At 56.2% G+C, this 24,814-nt stretch carries 18 protein-coding genes, 2 tRNA genes and 1 riboswitch; of the genes, 8 read left to right on the top strand and 12 right to left on the bottom strand.

Annotated features, from left to right (window positions below):
* Nucleotides 1-178 precede the first annotated feature (178 nt).
* On the top strand, nt 179-799 hold the full coding sequence (locus MWC30_RS14930) for an FmdE family protein (protein WP_244084992.1): 621 nt from the start codon (nt 179-181) through the stop codon (nt 797-799).
* A gap of 94 nt (nt 800-893) precedes the next feature.
* On the opposite strand, the gene tsaA is transcribed toward MWC30_RS14930, so the two are convergent.
* The gene (gene tsaA / locus MWC30_RS14925; RefSeq protein WP_244084991.1) at nt 894-1,313 is read right to left on the bottom strand and encodes a tRNA (N6-threonylcarbamoyladenosine(37)-N6)-methyltransferase TrmO; all 420 of its coding nucleotides are present in this window, start codon (nt 1,311-1,313) and stop codon (nt 894-896) included.
* Nucleotides 1,314-1,634: 321 nt separating this feature from the next.
* On the opposite strand from tsaA, the gene MWC30_RS14920 reads away from it, so the two are divergent.
* A complete protein-coding gene (locus MWC30_RS14920; RefSeq protein WP_244084990.1) occupies nt 1,635-2,138 on the top strand; it encodes a cupin domain-containing protein in 504 nt (167 codons plus the stop codon).
* Nucleotides 2,139-2,185: 47 nt separating this feature from the next.
* On the opposite strand, the gene MWC30_RS14915 is transcribed toward MWC30_RS14920, so the two are convergent.
* The 3 genes from MWC30_RS14915 to MWC30_RS14905 all read right to left on the bottom strand — a co-directional run bounded on the left by MWC30_RS14915 (nt 2,186) and on the right by MWC30_RS14905 (nt 5,168).
* Nucleotides 2,186-2,800 (bottom strand): class I SAM-dependent methyltransferase, encoded by a 615-nt coding sequence (locus tag MWC30_RS14915; protein WP_244084989.1) that lies wholly within the window; start codon nt 2,798-2,800, stop codon nt 2,186-2,188.
* A gap of 5 nt (nt 2,801-2,805) precedes the next feature.
* Nucleotides 2,806-3,318 (bottom strand): hypothetical protein, encoded by a 513-nt coding sequence (locus MWC30_RS14910; protein WP_244084988.1) that lies wholly within the window; start codon nt 3,316-3,318, stop codon nt 2,806-2,808.
* A 281-nt stretch (nt 3,319-3,599) separates the two neighbouring features.
* The gene (locus tag MWC30_RS14905) at nt 3,600-5,168 is read right to left on the bottom strand and encodes a sigma-54-dependent Fis family transcriptional regulator (protein ID WP_244084987.1); all 1,569 of its coding nucleotides are present in this window, start codon (nt 5,166-5,168) and stop codon (nt 3,600-3,602) included.
* 336 nt (nt 5,169-5,504) lie between these two features.
* Here MWC30_RS14905 and MWC30_RS14900 point away from each other — a divergent pair, with 336 nt between their 5' ends.
* The gene (locus MWC30_RS14900) at nt 5,505-5,822 is read left to right on the top strand and encodes a hypothetical protein (RefSeq protein WP_244084986.1); all 318 of its coding nucleotides are present in this window, start codon (nt 5,505-5,507) and stop codon (nt 5,820-5,822) included.
* A 257-nt stretch (nt 5,823-6,079) separates the two neighbouring features.
* On the opposite strand, the gene thiC is transcribed toward MWC30_RS14900, so the two are convergent.
* The 3 genes from thiC to MWC30_RS14880 form a co-directional block, all read right to left on the bottom strand.
* Complete coding sequence (gene thiC / locus MWC30_RS14895; RefSeq protein WP_244084985.1) at nt 6,080-7,351, bottom strand: phosphomethylpyrimidine synthase ThiC; 1,272 nt, start codon at nt 7,349-7,351, stop codon at nt 6,080-6,082.
* Between the two features lie 110 nt (nt 7,352-7,461).
* Nucleotides 7,462-7,559, bottom strand: a riboswitch (TPP riboswitch).
* 104 nt (nt 7,560-7,663) lie between these two features.
* Nucleotides 7,664-9,928 (bottom strand): NADP-dependent malic enzyme, encoded by a 2,265-nt coding sequence (locus MWC30_RS22685; protein WP_368860864.1) that lies wholly within the window; start codon nt 9,926-9,928, stop codon nt 7,664-7,666.
* 272 nt (nt 9,929-10,200) lie between these two features.
* The gene (locus MWC30_RS14880; RefSeq protein ID WP_244084984.1) at nt 10,201-10,551 is read right to left on the bottom strand and encodes a hypothetical protein; all 351 of its coding nucleotides are present in this window, start codon (nt 10,549-10,551) and stop codon (nt 10,201-10,203) included.
* Nucleotides 10,552-11,725: 1,174 nt separating this feature from the next.
* Here MWC30_RS14880 and aroF point away from each other — a divergent pair.
* Nucleotides 11,726-13,627: a 3-deoxy-7-phosphoheptulonate synthase gene (gene aroF / locus MWC30_RS14875; protein WP_244084983.1), complete on the top strand. Its 1,902-nt coding sequence runs from the start codon at nt 11,726-11,728 to the stop codon at nt 13,625-13,627.
* Nucleotides 13,628-13,848: 221 nt separating this feature from the next.
* On the opposite strand, the gene MWC30_RS14870 is transcribed toward aroF, so the two are convergent.
* The 5 genes from MWC30_RS14870 to MWC30_RS14850 form a co-directional block, all read right to left on the bottom strand.
* Nucleotides 13,849-14,565 (bottom strand): hypothetical protein, encoded by a 717-nt coding sequence (locus tag MWC30_RS14870; RefSeq protein ID WP_244084982.1) that lies wholly within the window; start codon nt 14,563-14,565, stop codon nt 13,849-13,851.
* A 39-nt stretch (nt 14,566-14,604) separates the two neighbouring features.
* Nucleotides 14,605-15,312 (bottom strand): AAA family ATPase, encoded by a 708-nt coding sequence (locus tag MWC30_RS14865; protein ID WP_244084981.1) that lies wholly within the window; start codon nt 15,310-15,312, stop codon nt 14,605-14,607.
* Between the two features lie 136 nt (nt 15,313-15,448).
* Nucleotides 15,449-17,536 (bottom strand): elongation factor G, encoded by a 2,088-nt coding sequence (fusA, locus tag MWC30_RS14860; RefSeq protein WP_244084980.1) that lies wholly within the window; start codon nt 17,534-17,536, stop codon nt 15,449-15,451.
* Nucleotides 17,537-17,885: 349 nt separating this feature from the next.
* A complete protein-coding gene (locus MWC30_RS14855) occupies nt 17,886-19,901 on the bottom strand; it encodes a penicillin-insensitive murein endopeptidase (RefSeq protein ID WP_244084979.1) in 2,016 nt (671 codons plus the stop codon).
* Between the two features lie 506 nt (nt 19,902-20,407).
* Complete coding sequence (locus tag MWC30_RS14850) at nt 20,408-22,204, bottom strand: L,D-transpeptidase family protein (protein ID WP_244084978.1); 1,797 nt, start codon at nt 22,202-22,204, stop codon at nt 20,408-20,410.
* A gap of 496 nt (nt 22,205-22,700) precedes the next feature.
* On the opposite strand from MWC30_RS14850, the gene tadA reads away from it, so the two are divergent.
* The 4 genes from tadA to dnaX all read left to right on the top strand — a co-directional run.
* Complete coding sequence (gene tadA / locus MWC30_RS14845) at nt 22,701-23,204, top strand: tRNA adenosine(34) deaminase TadA (RefSeq protein ID WP_244084977.1); 504 nt, start codon at nt 22,701-22,703, stop codon at nt 23,202-23,204.
* Between the two features lie 6 nt (nt 23,205-23,210).
* Nucleotides 23,211-23,306 (top strand) — tRNA-Ser (locus MWC30_RS14840).
* Between the two features lie 43 nt (nt 23,307-23,349).
* A tRNA-Ser gene (locus tag MWC30_RS14835) sits at nt 23,350-23,442 on the top strand.
* Nucleotides 23,443-23,587: 145 nt separating this feature from the next.
* A partial coding sequence (gene dnaX / locus MWC30_RS14830; RefSeq protein WP_244084976.1) for a DNA polymerase III subunit gamma/tau occupies nt 23,588-24,814 on the top strand: 1,227 nt, incomplete at its 3' end.

Genomic DNA, 24,814 nt, shown 5'->3' with positions numbered 1-24,814 from the left:
TCCCATAAAGTCCGGTGCTTCTATCCCGAGGGACATGGGGGTTGAAGTGATTGATCAGCCATGGTGAGCATCCAATCCGCCATGAACCCCTGTGCGGCGGCGAGAGAGGATGCCATTCCAGGAGTTGTCTATGCATTTCGAACGGCCGCAGAGGGCATTTAAAAAGGAGAATCCAAGGATGACGACAGAATACGCTGAGTATCCACAAGATTTGCAGGAAGCGATTCAATTCCATGGGCATATCTGCCCGGGGCTGGCCATCGGATATCGCGCGGCCAAAGCCGCCCAGGCCCACCTGGGTGTGGAGCGACCCAAAGACGAGGAGCTCGTGGCCATCGTGGAATCCGACGGGTGCGGTGTGGATGCCATCCAGTTCCTTCTCGGGTGCACCCTCGGCAAGGGGAACCTCATCTACCGTGACTATGGCAAGCAGGTTTACATACTCATTTGCCGTCAAAAGGGGCGCAGCGTGCGCGTGGCCGCAAAGCCCGGCCACTTTCGGAGGACACCCGAACAGGAGGCCATTTTCCAGAAGGTCCTGAACGGCCAGGCGACAAAGGACGAAGAGGCGGCCTTTCGCGCTTTCCAGAAAAAGCGCGTGGATGAGCTGCTGGCAGCGGAAGAAAGCGCCCTCTTCAATATCGAGGAAATCGCTCCGGATGTTCCCAGTCGGGCACGGATCTTCAAGTCCGTAACCTGCGCATTTTGCGGGGAAGACGTCATGGAGCCCCGTGCCAGGATGCGTGATGGAAAGGTCGCCTGCATCCCCTGCTCGGAAAACTACAACCGGGGGTGGTGATGCTCCCGGCCCATTCCATCTCAAGGGGGGAATCAAAGGAGGCTTGACTCTCGAGCAGATGAATTTTCAAGCAGCCTCTGAGGCGGAGGCCCCCTCATCGTTCCGCGGATCCATGGATGACCGGCTTGATGTCGAGGATCGGGGTTCCATCGAGAGCTTCCAGGGGCTTTACCCGGATGCGGCAGGGAGGCTGAACTTCCAGCACTTCCACGCGGTGCAGGCCGATGGGATTGGGGCGGTTCGGCGAGCGCGTGGAAAAAACGCCTCGCAGGGGAGCGTTCCGGTCCCCCCGGGGATGGACCTTCAGGACATCGCGACGCCCTTTGTGAAGCCAGGTCAGGATGAATACGGATTGCCCTGAAGCGAGCCCTTCGAGGCCGTCCGCGAAGGCAGGATCGATTTCCAGCCAGGCCTCGGGCGCTCCTTCGGAACCCTGCCTGGGGCAGTCTTCACGGGAGACCAGCGTTGAACGGACGAAGCCTACGGGTTGAAGGGAATACACGTCATTTTTCATCGTTTTGATTTCCTGTTGAAATGCGTTCAGTTGACACAGAATCAATGCCAGGCATGCTGTCACTTGCGTCATTTCGGCATGCTTCAAGCCGGAATCCGGAGGAATGTGGCGTGTGCCTGGATTCCAACTAACCCCCATGACCGGGCGGTCACAACGAACGATGAAAAGACTTAATGACGGCATTTTCACAGGAAGAGCATACCGGAATGACGGGTTCGGCGACAGCCAAGAATGTTTCATCTCGATGAGATACAAAACTTTCGATTTGACACCACCCTGCCGCCTTTTTGGCCACTGAACCCGCCTCAAAATGGAGGTCCCATGCAGGACAAGGCAGCCTATTGGATCGATAGACTTCAACTTGCACCTCACCCGGAAGGGGGCTGGTTCGCCCAGACCTACCGCTCGGCCGAGTCGGTGAGAGACGGTCAGCTTCCCCGCCGGTTCGAAGGGGACCGGGTCTTTTCCACTGCCATCTATTACCTCCTGGAGGGAGGGGATTTCTCCGCTTTTCATCGCATCAAATCCGATGAAATCTGGCACTTTTATGCGGGCAGTCCCGTTACCCTTTATGTCATCGAGAAATCGGGGCGGCTGGTGCAGAAAAAGCTGGGGCGTGAACCGGACAAGGGCGAGTTGTTCCAGGTGGTGGTGGAAGCCGGCTGCTGGTTCGGCGCCGCCGTCGATGACCCCGCATCCTACGCCCTGATGGGCTGTACCGTAGCGCCGGGCTTCGAATACGCCGACTTCCAACTGGCCGACCGCAGCCGGCTCCTGCAGGAATATCCCCAGCACAGGAAGATCATCGAAAAACTGACGCGGTGAAGGGAGTTTTCCCAGTCCAGGTTGGCGAAAGTTTTCACCTGAAATCCTCAGAGTTTTCGGTAGAGGGCCGCGATGCCTTGGCTCCCCACGTCGGGAAGCAGCAGTTCCATTCCGTCGTAGCGGGGGAGGATTTTGCTGAAGCCATAGACCAGGTAGAGCGCCCCCGGTTTGGCTTTTTCAGCGATCATTTCGCCGAAGAGGTCGTGCAGTGTGATGTAGGTGTAGAAGAAGTCGATGTCCTCCAAGTGTGCCCCGGTTTCCTGGAAGATGCGTGCAAAGGTTTCATCCTCGAGGGAGCTCCCGTGAAAGAGTGCGATATTGTCGGGAGGGGAGGCAAGGCCCGCTTCCTGGAGCTTCGACGTCAGCCTGCTCTTCATCGGTGCATATTCGGCGAGGATCTCCGGGTCGATTTCAATCCCGATGGACCTGCGGACGGCATAGCTCACCATGACATTGACGCGGCCGTCGGCGCACCCCAGATCCACGAAAGTCGTTCGCCGCGGATCGAGGAATCCATGGTGCTGCAGGTCCAGAATGCAATGAGTGAACTTCTGGAGGTCCGTGGACTTGCGATATCCTTCCACGCCCTCACAGCCGAACTTGCAGCTGTCGTAAAAGTTGGCGATGAAGGCGAGGGTTTGAGACAGTTGGCTCGATTGCATGGCGTTCAACGCTTCAAGATCCGTTTGACTGTTTCGTGAAGATGAAAAACCGTGTCCATCTCTTCCCCGGTGACCGTCTGCAGCGTGATGAGATCTTCCGGGGGAAGCATTTTCTGGATGCGGAGGCAGAGATAATTGATGCACAAAACGTGGCGCGCCCTGAGGCGGCAGCCCTGCTCCCCCAGAAAAAAACAGCTGTTTTCCCACCGGCGGCTTTCGGGCAGTTCGCCCGACAAAAGCAGTTGGAGCAGCAGCAGGGTTGGACTGTATTTGTTTTCTATACCGGCCCCGCAGCAGCTGCCTCCCTCTTCTTCTTCACAGTGCCTGCAGGCGTCCACGATTCCGAACCGCACCATGGCTTCCTGGGATGCGGATATCCTGCGGTCCAGCTCAGCCATGAGTCTCACGACGGCAGGTTCTTGAAGCAGGGTTTTTCCCCGGGCATCAAAGAGTGCTTTGGCCTTCCGGATTTTCTCGTCGATGGACAAAAAGCCCGGAGGAGGTGCGTCATCGGTCATGGCGGGCGTTCTTTTCCTTTCTTCAGGGGAAGTGTCGGTACAGCGACTGTTTCCTTATCGAATTTGCCCGATCCCTGCAAGTCCGAAGAGTGAAAAAAGAGGCGAAAGGCAATGAATCGGCATCCATCACTTGGGGTAGGGTGCATCTCATGCACCATCCATATTGAAGAAGCCCTTGTGTCAGCAACGGTGTGTAAAACGCACGGCAATTTATTGGGAATGACGGATGAATAGGCAGTATGGAGATGTATTTCTTGTCTGACGCCTTAGACGGGAATCGCTCATTTCCTGATGCCGAGCTTTTTCATCCTGGAATCGAAGGTGGACCGGTTGACGCCGGCTTCCCTGGCGGCTCGGGTGATGTGCCATCGGTTCTTCTCCAGCAGGTAAAGGACATAAGCCTTTTCCAGCCCCTCCCAGGTATAGCCTTCAAAAAATGAAGGATCCGTGCGGTCCGGTTGCAGAGAAGGTTCCTGCTGCGCGGCAGCTTCATGCACGGGGGCAGTGGGGAGGGAGGCCGGCTCGGCAGGAGCGGCATCCAACTGGGCTGCCTGAAAGTGCAGGAACAGATCATCACGCGTGATCCGAGGGCCCTCCACGACGACGATGATGTGCTTGACGAAGTTTTCCAGCTCCCGAATGTTTCCCTTCCAGGAATATTGCAGAAGGTAGTCCATGGCCGCCCGGTTCAACTTTTTGAGAGGAATCCCCATCTTCAGCGATTCGCGGGTGAGGAAGTGATCCAGAAGCAGGAGGATGTCTTCCTTCCTTTCCCGCAGCGGCGGCAGGTGCAGGGGAAGGACATTGAGCCGGTAAAAGAGGTCTTCCCTGAACTGCTCCCGTGCGATGGCCTCTTTCAGGTCTTTGTTGGTGGCCGAAAGGATGCGCACATTGATTTTCCTGGTTTTCGTTCCTCCCAGCGGTTTGATCTCACTGTTCTGAATGATTCTCAGGATGCGCGCCTGGAGCTGGAGCGGCATGTCGCCGATTTCATCCAGGAATACGGTCCCTTCGTTGGCCGCTTCGAACAGCCCCACCTTGTCCTTGATCGCACCCGTGAAGGCACCCTTCTGATACCCGAACAGCTCGCTTTCCAGCAGAGTTTCCGGGATGGCACTGCAGTTCTGCACCAGGAAGGGTTTATCGGCCCGGGGGCTCAGCCGGTGAATTTCCTTGGCGATGACTTCCTTTCCCGTTCCACTCTCCCCCGTGATGAGGACGGGAAAGTCCGTCCTGGCGTAGTCCGCGGCCGCCTTCAGAACCTTGAGGAAGGCTTCGCTCTTCCCCAGAATGGCTTCTTCCCTGCGGATCGAATCCAGTGTCTGCTTCAGCTGCAGGTTTTCCTTCACCTGGTCCATGTAGACGAGGGAGTTGCTGAGGACGATGGAGCCGATATCCACCAGGTTCTGCAGGAGGTCGAGATAGTCTTTGTCCAGGTTGAGGCGGTCGCCTCCGGCGCTCGTGTCGATGAGCTGGACGGCCCCGTACACCTCGCCGCTCTTGAGGAAGAGTGGGAAACAGAGGATGAGCCGGCTCTTGACAGCCATATCCGCCTCGAAGGCCTTGTAATGGCGTTCGTCTTTTCCCGGCTCGGAAATGGTCATTTTGCCGTTTTCGATCACCCAGCCCACGATGCTCGGCCGATCGGCACGGATCGTGACACCCTTGATGCGCTGGCTCTGGTCCCCTGCCGCCTCGACACAGAGATAGCCGTCCCTCTTTTTCACCCAGATGGAACCGCGTTCGACGTTCTGCAATTCAAGAAGGGACGAAAGAAACTTTTGATGGAGCTTCTCCGGGTCGAGCTCGCTCGAAAGTGCCTTGCAGAAGCTGAATGATGTGTGACTCATGGCCTTCCCCACCTCATCTGTTTTCGACCTGCGCCCCCCGAACGCCTTCCGGCTTCCTCCTCCTGGAATCGCATGACCGTGCTTCCCACTGCAATATTTTTCTCGTCCGACCGCGAGGGAATGAGCTTTCTGCTTTACCCTGCGTCCGTCCGTGCGATAAGAATCTCTTTAGAAGCCATGGAAGAGCCGCCGGTATATCCTCTGTCCCCCAAACTATCCTTGCAGGACTTTGGGGAGCAGGTCAAGGGCGAAAAAAATAGGGGCTGGATCAGAGCCCGCAGCAACTGTCGGAGATTGGGAGAGGAAGCTCGAAGGGGTATTGGGGGAAGAAACGCAATGGGGGTGAGAGAGGCGGGTGAAATCACCAGTACGGTGACGCTGGAGAGAGAACGCTACGAGGCAATGCTTCTGGAGCTGGGAGAGCTGCGCAAGTTGAATGAATTCCTCGATCAGTATCGAAAAGACCTGTCGGCCAAGGATGTGCAGCTGAAGGAAAAGGATCGGGAGCTGGAAGAAGTGAAGGAGATCCTTCTCGAGACGGAATGGAAGGATTATGAGCTGGGGCAGGCTCAAAAGCGAATTCAGGAGCTGGAGCTGGAATTAGCCCGTATGAAAACGAGCATTCCCTGGTGGAAGAAAGTGCTCCGTTTATGACGAAGCCCTGGACCGTCAGGACAGGGGTAGAGCCAGCGGTCCGGTGCAGCAGAAATATCCACCCGGTGTGGGCGGGCACCTCTTTTTCCACACACCACCACTTTAAGAGCTCTCAATCCCGATGAGGTTTACATCCTTCGATTTGATTGCTCCCTGTTTCTTGTAGGAGCGGCATCCTGCCGCGACAGGTTTATCGCGGCAGGATGCCGCTCCTACAAAAACGAGCCATTGAATCCTCATGGCATAGCCATCACGTACTACTGCATTCGACTGATTTTCACCGCACAGAGTTTCCCACACATGCTGCAGGCCTCCCTGTCTTCGGTGACCTGGAGCCGTTCTTTCACCAGGTCGGGATCCAGGGATTCCCGGATGACGCCTTCCCAGTCGAGCTTCTGCCTCGCTTCTGAAATCCTCCGATCGGCGTCCATGGCTCCCGGCAGCCCCTTGGCAATGTCCGCCACATGAGCTGCAATGCGGGACGCCATCACCCCCTGGTAAACATCGTCGACATTGGGCAGCCCCAGGTGCTCGGCGGGAGTGACATAACAGATGAAATCCGCTCCCGCAGAACCGGCGAGCGCGCCTCCGATGGCGGACGTGATGTGGTCGTAGCCCGCGGCAATGTCCGTGGGGAGGGGGCCCAGGATATAGAAGGGAGCGCCGTCGCAGAGTCTTTTCTGGAGAAGCATGTTGGCCTGAATCTGCTGCAGGGGCACGTGCCCTGGACCCTCGATCATGGTTTGGACGCCGCGGGCGCGGGCGCGCTTCGCCAGCTCTCCCAGGATCATGAGCTCTTCCAGCTGGGCGCCGTCGGTGGCGTCGAGGATGGTGCCGGGGCGGAACCCGTCTCCCAGGCTGAGCGTCACATCGTACTTGTGCGCAATTTCCAGGAGATCGTCAAAGTTTTCGTAGAGGGGGTTTTCCTTGCGGTTGGCTCGCATCCAGTGCATATGGATGGATCCGCCGCGGCTCACACAGGGCATGATGCGTTGAAAGCTATCGAGCTTCTTCACGGACGCCAGGGTGACCCCGCAATGGACCGTGATGTAATCGAGGCCCTCCATGCACTGTTTCTCGATGCTCTTCAGGAGTTGGTCTCCGTCCATCTTCTCGAGTGGCTGATGGCTGCAGACCATTTCCGTCGCCAGGGCGTAGATGGGAACCGCCCCCACCATGACCGTGGATTTTTCCAGGAAGTATTGCCTCAACCCCCCGAGATTTCCTCCCGTGGAAAGATCCATGATGGAATCGGTCCGGCCTCTGAGGGCCGCCTGCAGCTTGGCATCTTCCAACTCCATCAGGCAGCATTCGCCGCTGCTCCCCAGGTTGGCGTTCACCTTCGTCTTCAGCCCCCGGCCAATGGCTCGAAGGATGGGGAAGGAATGGTTGACATTTTTGGGGAGCACCGCATGCCCCAGAGCGATCCGTTCCCGCAGTTCTTCGGCGGTGAGGGGCTCGCCGGCGACGGCCTGTTTCATTTCTTCCGTGACGATGCCCTGCTTGGCGTAATCCAGTTGTGTAGCCATGATGTCCTCTTCTTTTCATTTCGAGGAAGGGTGCTGCTGAAACTGAGATCCATGCGGTTTCGAACCTGAAATAAAAAAAGGCCGTTTGGAAAAACGGCCTTTGGAGAATAGATTTCTCTTTCGCCGATTCCTCCGCCAGCATGACCTGGGTCAGGTTCCAAGGGTATCATCTCAGCTCTCTTCTGGGAGAGCACCCCCCCGGCTCATCAATTCATTTTTTTCAATGGACGGACAAACAATCAAACCTGTGGAAGGGTAATCGACTGCCCGTCAAAAATCAATTCACTTGTTGGGATTATCTCCCGTCAACTGTTATTTGCGTCCCTCATGCTCCTGAGCATCGATGACGGCCAGGGATGTGGTGTTCACGATGTCCTCCACGTCGCAATCGCGCTGAAGAACGTGGATGGCCTTGCTGACGCCTATGAGGATCGGGCCGATGGCCGTGGCCCCTCCAAGACGCCGCAGAAGCCTCATGGCGATGTTTCCGGCATCGAGGGAGGGGAAAATCAAGACGTTGGCCTTGTCTCTCAGGGAGTTGAATTCGTAGACGGTGTTCAGAATTTCCGGAATCAAGGCCGTGTCCGGCTGCATCTCGCCGTCGATGGTGAGGTCGGGCCTCCGCTCCTTCACGATCTGGGTGGCACGGGCGACCTTGTCGCTGCAGGGATGCCGCGTGCTGCCGAAATTGCTGAAAGAAAGCATGGCGATGCGCGGTTCGACGTCGAGATGCTTGACGGCTTCAGCGGTGCAGATGGCGATTTCCGCCAGCTGTTCCGCGGTCGGTTCGATGTTGACCGTCGTATCCGCGAAGAACAGAACATCCTTGGCGAAGATCATCATGTAAAGCCCGGCGATGACAGTGGTTCCCTTCTCCAGGGGAAGCATCTGGAGGGCCGGCCGAATGGTGTCGGGATAGTGCTGACTGACCCCGCCCACGATGCCGTCGGCATCGCCCATTTTTACCATCATGGCCCCAAAGTAATTGGGGTTGTAGAGCATGAACTGTCGGGCTTCATGGCGGGTGACGCCCTTGCGCGACCGAAACCGGTGAAATTCTTTAATGTAATCCTCGGTGCGCTCGAACGTCTGGGGATCGACGATCTCCGCACCCTTCAACTCCAGGTGGAGCTCGGCAATTTTGGCCAGGATTTTCTCGCGATTCCCGATGAGGATGGGCCGTGCAATCCCTTCATCGATGATGGTCTGGCATGCCCGAAGGATTTTGGGCTCGGTCCCTTCCTGGAAGACGATGCGCTTGGGATTGCGCTTGGCTTTGTGAATGATGCCCCTCATGACTTCCTGAGAGCGGCCAAGGCGGCGTTCCAGGCAGTCGCGGTAGGCGTCCCAGTCCGTAATGGGCAGTCGGGCGACTCCCGTTTCCACGGCTGCCTTGGCGACGGCCGAAGCTTCCCAGATGAGAGTCCGAGGGTCGAAAGGCTTGGGGATGATGTATTCGGGGCCGAACTTTATGGTTTGCCCCGCATAGGCCTTGATGACGGAATCGGGCACATCTTCCTTGGCCAGCTTCGCAAGAGAATGGACCGCGGCGATTTTCATCTCGTCGTTGATGGCCCGTGCCCTGACGTCCAGGGCGCCGCGGAAGATAAAAGGGAAACCCAGGACGTTGTTCACCTGGTTGGGATAATCCGAACGCCCCGTGGCCATGATCAGGTCATCGCGCACACTGACGGCGTCGTGATAGCTGATTTCAGGATCCGGATTGGCCATGGCAAAAAGGATGGGCTTGTCCGCCATGCTCCGGACCATGTCTTTGGACACCAGATCCGCGGCAGAAACTCCGGCGAATACATCCGCGCCCTTCATGACTTCAGCCAGAGTCAAGGGGCTGTCGCCGTTGGCCAGGCGCTCCTTGTAAGGGTTCATTCCTTCCTTGCGGCCTTTGTAGACGAGTCCCTTGGAATCCACGAGGTAGAGGTTCTCACGCTTCACTCCCAGTTTGATGTAAAGCTCCGCGCTGGCGATCCCCGCTGCCCCCGCCCCGGAAAACACGACCTTCACCTGGTCGATTTTTTTGCCCTGCAATTCGAGAGCGTTCAGCAGTGCGGCGCCGGAGATGATGGCCGTGCCGTGCTGATCGTCATGGAACACCGGGATGTTCATGATCTCTTTCAACCGCTCTTCGATGTAAAAGCATTCGGGCGCCTTGATGTCTTCCAGATTGATGCCGCCAAAGGTGGGCTCCAACAGTTTTACCGCCTGGATGATGGCATCGGGGTCATGAGTGTCGAGCTCCAGGTCGAAAACGTCAATGTCTGCAAACCGTTTGAAGAGGACGCCCTTGCCTTCCATGACAGGCTTCCCGGCGAGGGCGCCGATGTCCCCCAGCCCCAGCACTGCGGTGCCGTTGGTGATCACTGCCACCAGATTCCCTCGAACGGTGTAATCGTATGCTTTGTCAGGGTCTTGCTCGATTTCTCGGCACGGGTCGGCAACGCCCGGCGTATACGCCATGGCGAGATCTCTCTGGGTGATGCACGGCTTTGACGACTTGACCTCGATTTTTCCAGGACGGTCCTGGCTGTGGTACAGAAGCGAGTCTTCCTTGCGGATCATGATCATGACCGATACTCCTCAGTTAAAAAAGTAAAGAACAGCGACGTAGATATTTCTTCACGGCTTTTTATCCTTCTGCAATGCGCCATGCATTACGGGCTTATGGAATTTCAGTGGTCTACAGAGCAAGAGGGCTTTGGACTGCGGCAACTGTACTCCTGGATTTAAGCCTGCCATAAGAAGCAAAAAACCCGAATGCAGCATAATGCATTCGGGTTTTATTGTATAGGGGATGATGAGAGGAATACTGCAGCAACCCCATGGAGCAGGGATCATGCATGCCCCAGAAGAACCATGCGCTCCGTGGCGGCATCCATGCGCTCTTTTTCAAGCTCCCTGCGGAGCTGCCTCAGCTCCTCGAGTTGAGTGACGGCCTTCTCTCTGGCGTCCAGAGGGGGGGAGCCTGCTGCATTGAGCAGGCTGATTCTTTTCTTGAGAGCTTCGGCTTCCCGGCGCGCTTCTCGAATGCGACTCAAAACCTGCTCTTCCCTGCGTGTGAAAATCGTTTCTCTCTCGGAGCATCCGAAGGACTGTCCGCTGCCGTCCACCATGGCCGTATCCAGCTGGCAGCATGCGCATCCGGCATCGGGAGCCATATCGATGAAGGACGTTCTTCGTTCCATGGTAACCTCCTTTAAAAATCTGAAAGAAATATCGAGAAAACCTCTTTGGACTTTTCTCGATACAACAGCAAGGTCATTCGTCTTATGGATTACAAAATCAAAATAAGTCTTGCCGGAGGACTTCGGAAGGATTCCGGAGAAAAAACTCTCACGAGTTATACTTTTGGAGGTGGAAAAACCTCATTTTCACGCGGAGCCGCGGAGGGCGCAGAGCTTATTGCCACTTGCTTTCCCCCGCGCTCTCCGCGTGAGTCAAGAAAGGCAACTTTTCAAGCTAAACAGGTGAATTTTTCTGTCTGTGGAGCGCACCGGATTATGCGACTACCAGGCAAAGCTCACGATATATACAGGCGTATTGATCGCAATAGCCACAGGATCTTGCGAAACAGTCGAAGTTCCCTTCGCGCACCTGCCTAATGCGGTAAATCGGCGTCAGAGCCTCCCTCAGGCAGAACCGACACAGCCCGTGTGAATATCCTTCTACTTCCGGCCGGCCCTCCCCCCAAGTCAACTGGCATCGAATGCATTGAAATTTCATAGGGTTCCTCAACTGAGCACGATGGAAAGGGGCCTCTGCAGCCTTTGCTGAAAGGCCATCAGAGTGAACTTTGCCGTTGCCATAAACTGCTCGTTTGTCCTAAAAATCGTATCCAATTTTTCGTAGATAGCCAAAGAAGCAATTGACATGCCAAGGCACTTTTTTCATCCATCGTGCTGGGCCACCCTGTGGAACCCTCTGCCCAGGTCCTTCATAACGGTTCGGTTACGATTTTTTCCCATCGTGTTACGATTATTTCCCACTTGGTGGAGCTATCGCCTGATAGCATTCCGCGTGCGTCTGGATTTTTAGTTGACTTTGAATGAAAAGCCAATTATCTGTGAGAAAACTCAGTGAAGGGCAGACCAGGATGCGTCATTCGTTCCTTAAAATTTCCATTTCCAGCAACGGTGGGTACTTTTCCAACGGTTCCGGCTTCGGGCGTTTTTTTAGCTTTTTTTTCTTTTTTCCCAGCGCATCCACCTGGTTTGGTAGCTAAACAGTCAGTTTTTCCCCGGGTGGTGAAAAGAGCCGCCCGGGGTGGAAATCCATACCAAAGCCTCGAGGAAATTTTCCTCGGGGCTTTTTTTTTCGCAACGACATCAAAGAGACGGATTAAAACAAGGGAGGCGTACCGTGATTCTCATTTTATCCAAAGGCATATTCAGGGAAGACAAAGAGCAGTTGATGCAGACTCTGCGTGCGGAAGATTACCTGATCAAGGAAATCGAAGGGGTAGAAGAAACCATCCTCGGCGTGGTGGGAAAAATTCAACGCGATGCAGCCTACTTTGAGATGCTGCCGGGTGTGGCCAAGGCCATTCCCATTTCCAAGCCCTACAAGCTGGTGAGCCGTGAGCTGCATCCAAAGCCCTCCATCATCCGGGTGGGGGATGTGACCATCGGTGGGGATAGGATTGTCGTCATCGCCGGTCCGTGCGGGGTGGAGGATCGGAAGCGCACCCTGGACATTGCCCGGGCCGTCCGCAAATGTGGAGCGGTGCTTTTCCGCGGGGGGGCTTTCAAGCCGCGCACTTCGCCCTACTCGTTCCAGGGATTGGGGGAGGAAGGCCTCAAGATCTTGAGTGAGGTGCGGGATGAAACGGGCATGGGGGTCGTTACGGAAATGACATCCATCAGCCAGGCCGATCTCATGATGAAATACGTGGATATCGTGCAAATCGGCGCCCGCAACATGCAGAATTTCGAGCTCCTCAAGTGTGTCGGACGCATCGGCAAGCCGGTCCTCCTGAAGCGGGGACTTTCAGCAACCATCGAAGAATGGCTCATGTCTACCGAGTACATCCTTTCCGAGGGGAATGATCAGGTCATCCTGTGCGAACGGGGCATCCGCACCTTTGAGCGCTACACGCGGAATACCCTGGATCTCACGGCCGTTCCCGTCATCAAGAAGCTGACCCATCTCCCCATCATCATCGATCCCAGCCACGCCACCGGAATCCGGGAGATGGTGAGTCCCATGGCCCGGGCGGCCATCGCATCGGGGGCGGACGGGCTCATCATCGAAGTCCACACCGAGCCCGAAAAAGCCCTGTCCGACGGGCCTCAGAGCCTTTATCCCGCGCAGTTCGAGCAATTGATGCGCGACCTCTACGTCATTGCACCCGTCGTGGGAAAGCAGGTGGATTACGCCTACCTGGAAAAAGCGTCCATCCTCAGGTGCCCGCCGGATGCAGCGGGAGGCGTTCCGACCCAGGTCGTCTATGCAGGGGTTCCGGGGTCCTTCAGCCACAAGGCCGGGGTGCAGTTCTTCGGACCTGAGGTGGACCTGCAGAACCGGGCCTCCTTCCGTGAGGTTTTCGAGGAGGTCGAAAGCGGAAAAGCCGTTCTGGGCATCGTGCCCGTGGAGAACAGTCTCACGGGAAGTATCCACGAAAACTACGATCTGCTCCTGGAACATGATCTGAAAATCGTGGGGGAGGTGACGCTGAGGATCAAGCATCACTTGATCGGGCATGAAAACACCACGTTAGAGAGCATTGAGAGAGTCTATTCGCATCCCCAGGTTTTCCAGCAGTGCCGGGAATTCCTTTCCCAGCATCCCACGTGGGACCTCGTTTCATGCAAGGATACGGCGAGCGCGGTCCGCCGCGTGCAAGAAAACAATGATCCCCGCGAGGTGGCCATCGGGAGCGAAGAAGCCTGCGAGCTGTCTCAAATGAAGATTTTGAAGGAAGGCATCGAGACCAACCCCCGCAACTTCACGCGGTTCGTGGTGATTTCACGAACGGAGCTTCTCAGTGCACCCCGCAACAAGACTTCCCTCATTTACTCGGTCAGTGACACGCCCGGTGCATTGTACGAAACCCTGAAAATTTTGGCCGAAAAGCACATCAACCTGGTGAAGCTGGAGTCCCGGCCCATCCACAGCAAGCCTTGGGAATACTTGTTCTATGCGGACCTAGAGGTGGATCTGAGCCGTGAGGAGAATGCCCAGGTTTTGGAGATGCTGAAGGAGAAGGCGGAATTTTTCAAGTATCTGGGAAGCTACGCCAAAGGCAGGACGGTGGAGGAGTAGCAGGCCCGAAGCGCCCGGCGCATGATCGGGCAGCCCGGTTGCCGCATCCGCAGGAGCGGCATCCTGCGGCGAGGGGGATGCGCTCCTGCAATAAGGCAGGAAGCAATGAATCGGCAGCCATCACTTGGGGTAGGGTGCATTTCATGCACCCTACGTAATGAAGAAATGCTTGTGCCAACAAGGATGCGCAAAACGCACCCTGCGATTCCTGCCCCCGGGCCTCAATGGAGCATGAGACCCTTTACGTTTTGCTGGTGCCGCCGGTAAACCTCCGCCGCCAGGTCGGCAAGGGCCGGCTCGACGCGCTCCGCCTTGGGGAGATCCAGCGGAGCGGGCACGTTCAGGTTCTCGAAATTGATTTGCTTGATGTAAAGCTTCTGATCGAGGGAGGACAGTTCGTCGGCGGTAAAATTCTCTCCGAGGAAATGCTTCCTCTCCAGTTCCAGGGTGTCCAGGTTGCGCAGGAATGCGAGAAGCGTGAGGACATCGAAGTTTTTTTGGAAAGCGTTGATGTTGAGGTTTACCGCTTTGCATTCCGACAACAGCTCTTCATAGGCTTTGCGGTATTTCTCCATCCACTGACACAGGCGGCAGTAGGCCTCGACGAGCAGCTTCCTGTATTTGCTCTTGTCTGTCAGGGCCTTCACACGAATGATACGGACCCCCCGTGCGAATTCTTTTTTCATGCATTCGTCCCAGAAGGAATCCGGCTGGATATGGAGCAGGGAGGAGAGTTTGGCCTGCATCTCGGGATGGACCACCAGGAAAGCCATCCGGCTCAGTCTCTTGCCTGTTTTTTCGGCCCGCAAAAGCGTTTCAGCGGTTTTCTGCTCAAATTCCTCCAACTGAAGTCCGACAAGGTGCCTCTCCGTCAGGTAGTTCTCGATGACTTCTTCTTTGACCTGCCGAGTGAGGCCGGTGATGAGATCTTCATGCATGGGAACTTTCCTTTAATAACTTCCGCAGGCCTGAAAAAATCAACCCTGCTGTTGCAGCAGGTAGGTTTGCGAATTCAAGAACACTTCAGGCACGGAAGGATTGTATTGCTCGCCGTGTTTGAGAACCCTGATCCGAATCGTCTCAGTGAGAGGCTCCAGCAGCAGGATAGAGCCGAACAAGTCATCGCTTTCGTTACAGGGATAAGGGATTCCCCGTTCATTGGTCAGGGAAATGTGGCGATGGGTGCGAGCAGACATCCACATGGGAAGCTGGTGCCTTTGGGCGAACGCCTGGAGTGATTCCAGGGTCGAACGGTGCACCCTGTCGAAATCCAGGCCGTCCAGAATGACGAGCTCCGGGTGGAAATGGGCCTGCTCTTTGAGGTTCTGCAGGCTTTGCTCCAGTTTCTCCGGGGTGAAGGTGTGGTAAAGGTAAGCCAGAATGAAGCGCTGACGTTCCGTGCGATACTGGATGCCCGCGACGTCAGCTCCCGGCTGGGCAGCGAAGCTGTTCTTCAGCAGTTCCTGATACCAGACCTTGATCTTGTCCGGGATTTCATCAATGCAAACATGGAGCACCGGTGTGCCCTGGAGCAGGCGTTCCAGGGCAATATGCGTCAGGCAGGCTGTTTTGCCCACTCCCGCACGCGCCATCAGAACACCCATTTTTCCCGGCGCCAAGGGCTCCCCCAGAATATCTCGAATCATCTCCATGCCGACGGAATCCGTCGACTCTTGTATCTCCATTCAGTTCTCTCCTTGTGTTTCGTATCTATGCTTCATCGGTGTGACGGAACTCTTTCACGACCCATGTTGCTGGCTTTGTGTATCATACACCAAGAGGCCGGGCGGCAAAGCAAATTCTTCGTTTGCCTTGAAGAGCTTATTTTTTCTCGAGTTTCTGCTCTTCCTTCTGCTTCTTGATGATTTCCTCGGACACCCCCTTGGGGACCGCATTATAGCGCGCAAATTCCATGGTGAACTCGGCCTTTCCCTGGGTCGAAGATCGCAATACAGTGGAATACCCAAACATTTCCGCCAGGGGAACTTCCGATTCGATGGTCGAAAAGACACCGTCCTCAGACGTACTGACGATCATGCCTCTCCGCTGGTTCAGGGTTCCCAGGACGGTGCCCTGGAATTCCGATGGAGTCTCCACCACCACCCGCATGACAGGCTCGAGAATGATGGGGCCGGCTTTGGGAAAAGCTTCGCGGAACGCTCCGATGGCAGCCTGCTGGAAGGCCATGTCCGAGGAGTCGACGGAATGGGCTGCACCATCATTGATGGTGAGCTGGACACCCACGATGGGAAAGCCAGCCAGGGTGCCTTTGCGCAAACAGGCCTGGAACCCTTTGTCGCAGGAGGGGACAAATTCAGTCGGAATGGCCCCGCCGGAGATCTGGTTCACGAAGCTGTACTCACCTTCGGTGTAAGGTTCCATGAAACCGGCCACGCGGCCGAACTGGCCAGAACCGCCCGTCTGCTTTTTGTGCGTGTAATTGAAGTCCGCCTTTCGGGTGACCGTTTCACGATAGGCGACTTTGGGCATTCCCGTTTCAACATCCGCCGAATATTCACGGCGCATGCGCTCGACGTAGACATCCAGGTGCAGTTCTCCCATCCCGCAGATGATGGTCTCGTTGGTCTCTTCGTCGAGAAAGGTCTTGAAGGTGGGATCTTCCTTGGTGAAACGCGTCAGCGCCTTGCTCATGTTCATTTCCGCCTTCTTGTCCTTGGGCTTGATGGCCAGTGAAATGACAGGAGTCGGCACGTGGATGGAGGTCATGGCATAGCGCACTTCACCGTCGGTGAAGGTGTCGCCGGAGGCGCAGTCGATCCCGAAGAGGGCCACGATGTCTCCCGACACCGCTTTCTCAATGTCTTCCATCTGGTCCGCGTGCATGCGGATGAGTCGGCCCACCTTGGATCGCTTGCCCGTGCGCATGTTGACGATGGTGTCCCCTTTCTGGAGGGAGCCCTGATAGAGGCGCACATACGTGAGCTGCCCGTAACGGCTGACTTCCAACTTGAAGGCAAGCATGACCAGAGGCAGGTTCTCTTCGGGTTCGAGGGTGAGAGGCGCTTCCTCTTTGTCCAGGTCCAGGGCTTCGTTGGTGATGTCGAGGGGGCAGGGAAGGTAAGCTTCCACGGCATCCAGAAGCAGTTGAACCCCTTTGTTTTTGTAAGCCGAGCCCAGCAGGACGGGAGTTAGTTGCAGAGAGAGCGTCCCGGCACGAATGGCGCCGTGGATCAGTTCTTCCGTGACCTCGCCCTCCAGGATGGCTTCCGTGAGGTCGTCCGAGAAAAGCGAAATGGCATCCAGCATCTCTTCGCGCTTTTCTTTGGCCAGATCCAGGAGGTTCGAAGGGATTTCGCTTGTGACGATTTCGTCGCCGCTGTCTCCTTCGAAGGTGACAGCCTTCATGGTGATGAGGTCGACCACCCCTTCGTGATCGGATTCAAGCCCCAGGGGAATCTGCAGAAGAACGGCATTGTGGTTCAATTTCTCTCTGAGCTGGCGTACCACGCGGAAGGGATCGGCGCCCGTTCGGTCGCATTTATTGATGAAGGCGAGTCGGGGCACCTTGTAGCGCACCATCTGCCGATCCACCGTGACGGACTGCGACTGAACGCCGCCCACCGAGCAGAGGACCAAAATGGCTCCGTCCAGCACCCGCAGCGCCCGCTCCACCTCGATGGTAAAGTCCACGTGCCCGGGCGTGTCGATGATGTTGATGGAGGTTTCTTTCCAATTGCAGTGGGTGGCCGCCGACTGGATGGTGATGCCCCTTTCCTTTTCCAGTTCCATGAAGTCCATGGTGGCCCCTACACCGTCTTTCCCCTTGACGTCGTGGATTGCGTGAATACGCTGCGTGTAATAGAGAATACGCTCCGTCAGTGTGGTTTTCCCGGAGTCGATATGGGCACTGATTCCAATATTTCGCAGTTTTGTGAGGTCGCTAGACATGGTAACCTGGTGAATACTCCTTTCAATGTACTGATTTGTCTTAAAAAAAGCTAACCCTGACGATCCAGGGTCGAAAGTTGAAAAAAGAAAAACGGGCACTCAAGGATGTGCCCGTCGGTAAGGTATCGGTACATAGCAAAATTGATGGCAGAAGAAAAGTGACAATTGAGTCAAAATACAGGAAACGACTAAAAATCACTTTTCCAGGACGATCTTGCCCCCGCGGCGTTTCCAGCGGCACCCGGGATCCTTTTCCTCATGCCTGCGGCTGCCTGACCAAAAGGACTCCGAAAAGCGCCGGGCTCGGAATCAACGAAAAAACATCCGTCCACCCAATCTATCCATTCGTTCACTTCTTGGAAGCCGCCTTGGAATTGCCGGCTACTTTAACCGTGGCTTCAGGTTTGGCGGCGACACTCTTGGGGGCGGTAGGCTTTTCGGGAGCAGCCTTGCCGACAGCCGCCGTCTTCGTTCCAGAGGAAGCGGGTGCCGATGCCCTGGCAGCCGGCTTTGGAACGGACGCCTTGGCCGGCTCTGCTACCCTGGCGGGAGCTCCACCCTTCCCTGCGGTTTTCTGGCGCAAATCTTCAGCCTTGGGATCTGTCCTGCCCGGTGCCTTGCCTGCAGATATTTTTTCATCGGACTTCCTGGCTTTGGATGATTTTGTGCCTGCGGCAACTGCCCTCGCATCGTTCATGGAAGTCTTGGCGGACAGGTCGACCTTGGCGAGCTGAATCTTCTTCCCGGAGGGCAGGGAATCGCTCCCCCTGGTGTTGTCGAGCTTTCGGGAAGTGTCGGCCGTCGGCACACTGAGCCTGGCGATGTTCTCCACGGGCTCACCCTTTTTGACAAACTGGCTGGAGGGTGCCGCGCTCTTCAATGTTTTGTCGTATTTCACAGCCTGGGATGGCGGGGAGTCCGCACCGGCGGACTGCTTCATCGTATTCAACAGGACGATTCTCTGTCCCTGCCTCAGCTCCGCCCGCTTCTTCATTCCGTTGAGTGCCCGTAACGCATTGACATCCATGTCGTTGTCCCGGGCGATCTGCTCCAGGGAGTCCCCCCTTTTGGCCGTATAGACGGTCGTGATAGGAGGCGACACTTTCATCCCTTTTGTATCCCGCGAATCCCTTTCCTCCCGAGCTTCCCGACTATCCCGACTATCCCGGGTATTCCGGGTATTCCGGGTATTCCGGACTTCTCTGGATTCCCGAGCCTCACGGTCGTCTCGGGTGCTCCGGGCTTCCCGCACTTCACGGGCATTCCGAGTGTCACGAGCCTCTCGATCTTCCTCTTTATCCCGATTTTCCCGGACATCGCCGCTGTCCCGCAGCTCCCGGGTGCTCATGGTATCATGGACTTCATGGATTTCACGAGGGGGAGGCTCCTGGATGCCCGTGGGAGCGTCAGACAGGGTTCGCGTGGGGCGAAGGGATGCCACTCGTATCGTCTGCGTCTCCGGCACCGAATCGGGCCGCAGGGACTGTGCCAGGTTCACCGGCTCGATTTCGAAGCCGCGTTTGTAAAAGACCAGGCATGTGCCCGGGGAGAGAATTTCATTGCCATGGATCTGGTTCCACCGGCATAACTCCCTGCGATCCACTCCGAAGCTTCTTGCAAGGGTGTCCAGGTTACGCTCGTTCCCCTTGACATAGTAATTGACGCGTTTGGGGAGATAAGCCTGCTGCGCCATTTCCACGGCAGTGTGCTTTTGCGTGTCGCTCGGATCCAGGTGGGCGGCCATGGTGGACCAGGGGGCATAGAATCGGATGTGCAGATGGTCCTGATGGTTGCGGACGTGCTGAACAATGGAGCCCCGGACATTGCCGAACAGGTGCTCCAGGTAGGCAGGATCTACTCCCTGGCTGAGGGCGTAGTCAGAGAGTACGTTCTGGATTCTCTTGTCCACGAAGATGTACTGTACGCGCTGCGATCGGATGATGTTTTCAATGAGGCACCAGGTCTTGGCCGCGTCCAGGTTCTCCTCGTTCATGGGAATGAATGTACTCAATGTCCGGTCGTCCTTTGCATACATCCCCAAGTCCACGTCTCGACCGTTCTGGTGGGAGCGATGCCTGCTGAGCCATCCTCCTCCGGGCTTGGAGAAGTCTCCGAAGTAGAGGTCGGGAGCAGAAGGATATTCGGCTTGAACAGCATCCAGGGCGTCCAGGAGTGCCCCGATGACTTCGGGAGTGGTGTAAGTGCGGTCTTCATCACGGAGCTGGTAGCCTTCGAACTGTCGGGGAAACGGGATCCCCTCCACCAGGCGTCCATGGTAAGGCTGACCAAGTGAAGCAGTGAGCGCCTGGGCTGAATCGGTGGGAAAAGTGAACAGAATGGGAAAAAACATTAGAGAAAACGACACGACTCCTAACTTCAGGCAAGACTCCACCCTCGCCATAACTTCCCCTCCTATTTTAATATTTTCAATAAGATGTCGCTCTGTTGCTGGCCGCTGAAGTCTTAAGAGTTTTACGGGATTATTTTCACTATAAGAAAAAGAGAGGTCTGTCAAACCCTTTTTCTTGGCCGATCTAGTGCTGCTGAGGTGTTTTGGCGTATTGCTTTCGCACACAAACAGCGCGGTGTGACGATCCCGGCAGGAGCTCCGATAGAAATCCATGCAGCATAATTATGTATTATTAGATGGATACGTTTGAGGCGGCACGGAGGCTTTGGGAAGGGCCGGAGGAGTCATTCCTGTGTGGACAATGTAAGAAAAGGACGGCCTAAAAAAATCTCCTGGCGTGAAAAAATCGCATGCGCAGGAGGATTTCCATGTTGCAGGGATGGAGCGGTGGGGGGCAGGAGGGTGCATTCCCTTTCCTCCCGCGAAAGCCACTCGCCCCATGAACATTTGGCGACCGGGCGTCAGGAGGATTTGCTCTCCTTCACAGCCGGGCTCTCTCGGTACAGGCCGTACGGATCGCCGTAAAAAATGAGCTGTCCCCTCCCGTTGGTAAAGACAGGCAGATAATCGATGACAATGGGCACCGACTCGGACAGTTGCACGTGGGAGGGGCGATTGCTCGCCAGAAAATTCTCGATTCGCTTCACCGCGGGATTGTTGTCGTCCTCCAGCAGACGTGTGGCAAGCTCCTCGGCTTTCTCGACCCGTACGCAGCCGTGAGAAAAATCGCGGCGGGGATTGGAAAAGAGCTGACGCTTGGGTGTGTCGTGCAGGAACACCGCGTAGGCGTTGGGAAATTCAAATTTGAACCGGCCGAGTGGATTGGTGGGGCCGGGCAGTTGATACAGGCGGGGTGTGCCTGATGCAAACGTAGAAGACATCTGCACGTACTTGGGATCCGAAACGACGGAATCCCCCAGTTCTTTGCGGATGCGGTCCGTCACATACCACCGGGGGTTGATGATGATCCTTTCAATCTGACTGGCCAGGGGCGGGGTCTGGTTTTCTCCCACCATTTTGCCGTTGACATTGATTTTCTTGCCGGAAGACTTTCCCACAATCACCCTGTGGACCCTTTGGACTTTACCCTCATTGTAATATTCCAGGAGATACTGGGGAATGTTGATGCGGATATACTTGTCTGCACGGCGCACGGGGGTCTGGCGTACGATCTTTACCACGTCGGCGACCATTTGGGCTTTTTTCGCGTAAGGCATGTTGAGCCAGTCCCTGGTGGTCTGGCCCATGGCGCCGTCCGCAGGCAGTGAATGGGCCTGCTGGAACCGCTTGAGGGCTTCCTGGGTTGCTGCGTCGAAAACACCGCTGATCTTCCCGCTGTAAAAGTCCTCCTGTTGGAGCCGCCTTTGGAGGTTACGCACCTGCTCGCCCGTAGACCCCATCTTCAGAGCGGGCCCCGATACGTAGACCTGTTCGGACTTGTCGGACAGCTGCCGGTATTTGATCAAGGCGGCGACGAGGGGTTTGTAATGAGGCGAAGTCGGTTCGAGAGAGCTCAGAAATGAGCCGATGGGGATTTCACCCGTAAGCGCCTTGATCTGCTCTTCCCTGGAGGCCGGGTCCATTTCCTGAGCAAACCTCACCAGGTCCTGGGCCAGCCGAATGTCCAGTTCACTGGAGGCCCTGAACGCTTCCCTGTACTTTTCGTCCATATCCTGGGAGCCCCCCGAGCCGGTTGGGGTATCGCCCTGAGTGTTCATGGCATATTTTGCATTGGGAAGGGCTGCCGACGAGGGTGGGGCATCGTTATGAGACGCCGGTCGGGAAAGATCCGCGACGGCATCGTGGAAGTTGGGGTCCGAGCTCTTGAGGGCAATCCGCAGGGTTTCCATCTGCTGCATTTGTCGTTGTATCGCTTCCAGCTGGTAGGGCTTGCTGCTGAGTCCGTCCTCATGGACTTTGTTCAGCCTCTGCAGCAGCTGCAGCGCTGCCTCCGTGGGTTCAAAACGGGAGTTGATAAAAAAGGGTTTCCACTCGTTCTGCTCATAGGCCAACAGGATGGGGTGGGGTTTGGAGCCCTGGAGGAATTCCAGTGGGAGAGCCTCCCAGATGGAGGATCGCCACTGGGTGGAGGTCGGCTTTTGAGCGATCTGGGCGGGTTCCGGTTGTACCGACGACGCCTGCCTGATTTTGATCGTCGATTCCTTTTCCGCAGCCAGAGTGCTCATGTTGCACCCCAATACAAGGGTCGCCGTGAAGAGGGCAAGAGCTTTCAGAGTGTTTCCCGTTTTGTTTTTCATAGAATAATTTCCGCTTTTTTATAGAGAAGTACTGTTCTGCTGCCGCCTGTCCTGAGCGTTGATCGCTTCATAGACCTGAATCTGTTCGCATAAGCTCAACTTGCGCGATAGAATATCTTTCGATGTTCCTTTCTTGCCACGACAGGAATGGCAGCGCGCGTCACTGCAAAACTGGCACGAGTGGCAATCCCTGCAGGGGTGCTTTTTCATGCCCTCGCAAGATTTCATGCCGGGATCGTAGACGAGTCGCATTCCCCCCACTGGGCTGAAACGGTCTTTGTTCAGTGGTTTTGGGTCTGTCATCATGATAAGCCCTCCACTTGCAAGAGCGGCAACTACATACTTCGCCATTTCGAACTTCAAGAGCAGTTGATAGGCTAATTTAAAAAAAAGAACTGATCAATTCAATATTTAATCATGGTTCCTCCAAATTTTTCGCTGAAGGGATAAAAACTCTTTTCGGCGTTGAAGAATTGTGCTATCAGCAGGATCTTCTATGGACGAGAACGGAATGGCTGCACGGGATGCCATGGAAATGCACCACCATTTCATGGGATTGGCCCTGGAAGAGGCCCGGAAGGCATATGCCTGTTCCGAAGTGCCCGTGGGGGCTGTCGTGGTGGGTGTGCAGGGGGAAATTCTCAGTCGTGCGCACAATGCACCGGTTGCTTTGCATGATCCGACGGCGCACGCGGAAGTCCTGGCCTTGCGGCGTGCTTCCATGTCTGTGAGGAATTATCGGCTTCCGGGGTCTGTGCTCTATGTGACACTGGAGCCCTGCATCATGTGTGTTGGGGCTCTGGTGCATGCACGCGTCGAAACGTTGGTGTTCGGGGCGTCGGATCCCAAGTCGGGTGCGGTCGGAAGTGTTGTAGACTTGACAAAGATCCCCTGTTTGAATCATTATGTGAACGTCGTCGGCGGCGTTCGGGCGGAAGAGAGCTCCATGCTGCTCCGAAGTTTTTTCCAGGAGCGTCGCTTGAAGGTCAAAGAGGGTTGAGCCAGGGGAGAGGTACCGAAGTGGCCGTAACGGGGTCGACTCGAAATCGACTTGTCCTGTGAATAGCAGGGCACGTGGGTTCGAATCCCACCCTCTCCGCCATAATAAATTCTGAACAGCGCTCCATGCGCTGCAGTCCACACCTGGAGAGATGTCCGAGAGGCTGAAGGAGCACGACTGGAAATCGTGTGTACGCCCAAAAGGTGTACCGAGGGTTCGAATCCCTCTCTCTCCGCCATTTTAAAATTCGCCGGCATCATGTTGCGAGCCGGTAGAATACCACAAACGATGTAGACCACTCATATTTCAGGTGGGGTTCCCATGCGCCATCGTCGTCAATCCCTCCTTGATCCTTTCAATCTCGCTGTGAATCATTAAGCCTCATGTCCTATCTTGTCATTGCGCGAAAATGGCGGCCTCAGGTTTTTGACGAAGTCGTCGGTCAGCCTCATGTCACGAGGACGCTTCAGAACGCCGTGCGTTCGAAGCGCATTGCCCACGCCTATCTTTTCACGGGCGCCCGCGGGGTCGGAAAGACCTCGGTGGCACGAATCCTGGCCAAGACCCTCAACTGCGAAGGGGACATGACTTCCGCCCCCTGCAATGCCTGCTCGAATTGCCGGGAAATCACCCAGGGCAATGCAGTCGATGTCCTCGAGATCGACGGCGCCTCCAACCGGGGCATAGACGATATTCGGGAATTGCGCGAGACGGTGCGCTACCGCCCTGCCAAAAGCCGGTACAAAATCTATATCATCGATGAAGTCCACATGCTCACCGACGCCGCCTTCAATGCGCTCCTCAAAACTCTGGAAGAGCCCCCCGAGCACGTTGTGTTCGTTTTTGCAACGACGGAGCCCCACAAGATCCCGGCCACCATACTGAGCCGCTGCCAGCGCTTTGATTTCCGCCGCATCCCCATCCCCCTCCTTGTCGGGCATCTGCGCAATATCGCCGACCAGGAACAGGCGCAGCTTTCCGACGGGGTCCTCTACGCGGTGGCGAGGGAAGCCGATGGAAGCATGCGGGACGCTCAGAGTCTCCTGGAGCAGCTCCTGGCGTTCAGCGGGGACGGCCTGAGCGACGAAGACATTCTGGATGTGCTGGGCGTTGTGGACCGCCGCAGTGTTCACCGCGTGGGGACAGCCATACTCGACGGGGATGTGCGGGCCTGCCTGGACGTGGCCAATGAGCTCCACCGCCGGGGCATCGACAGCAGGCGATTTTGCCAGCAGTTGTGCGACCACTTCCGGAACCTCCTCTTTCTGGCTTTGGAGGGAGCACAAACAGAGTCCCCGATGGATTTACCCCGCGAGGAGAAGGATTTGCTGCGGATTGAAATCGCCAAAACGACGCCCGAATCCCTCTACCTCTACTTTCAGATGATCCTTAAGGGCGAAGAGGAGATCCGGCGGTCGAGCCTCCCCCGGATCACCCTGGAAATGCTCCTGCTGAGGCTGTCTCAGCTGCCGCGCCTCGAATCCCTCGAAACGGTCCTGGAAAAGATCGCGGCCCTGGAAGGCCGCCTGGGAGGAGTCGATGGCGGAAGAGGGGTGGGCTTTGGTGCGGCCCCCGCTCCCCCCCCGCCGCCCCTACCCCCCGCCGCTGCC

Origin of the sequence: Desulforhabdus sp. TSK, from assembly GCF_022836495.1 — a bacterium.
Lineage (GTDB): Bacteria > Desulfobacterota > Syntrophobacteria > Syntrophobacterales > Syntrophobacteraceae > Desulforhabdus.
Note: the sequence above shows the minus strand (reverse complement) of the source record. Positions and strands in the feature narration are given on the sequence as shown.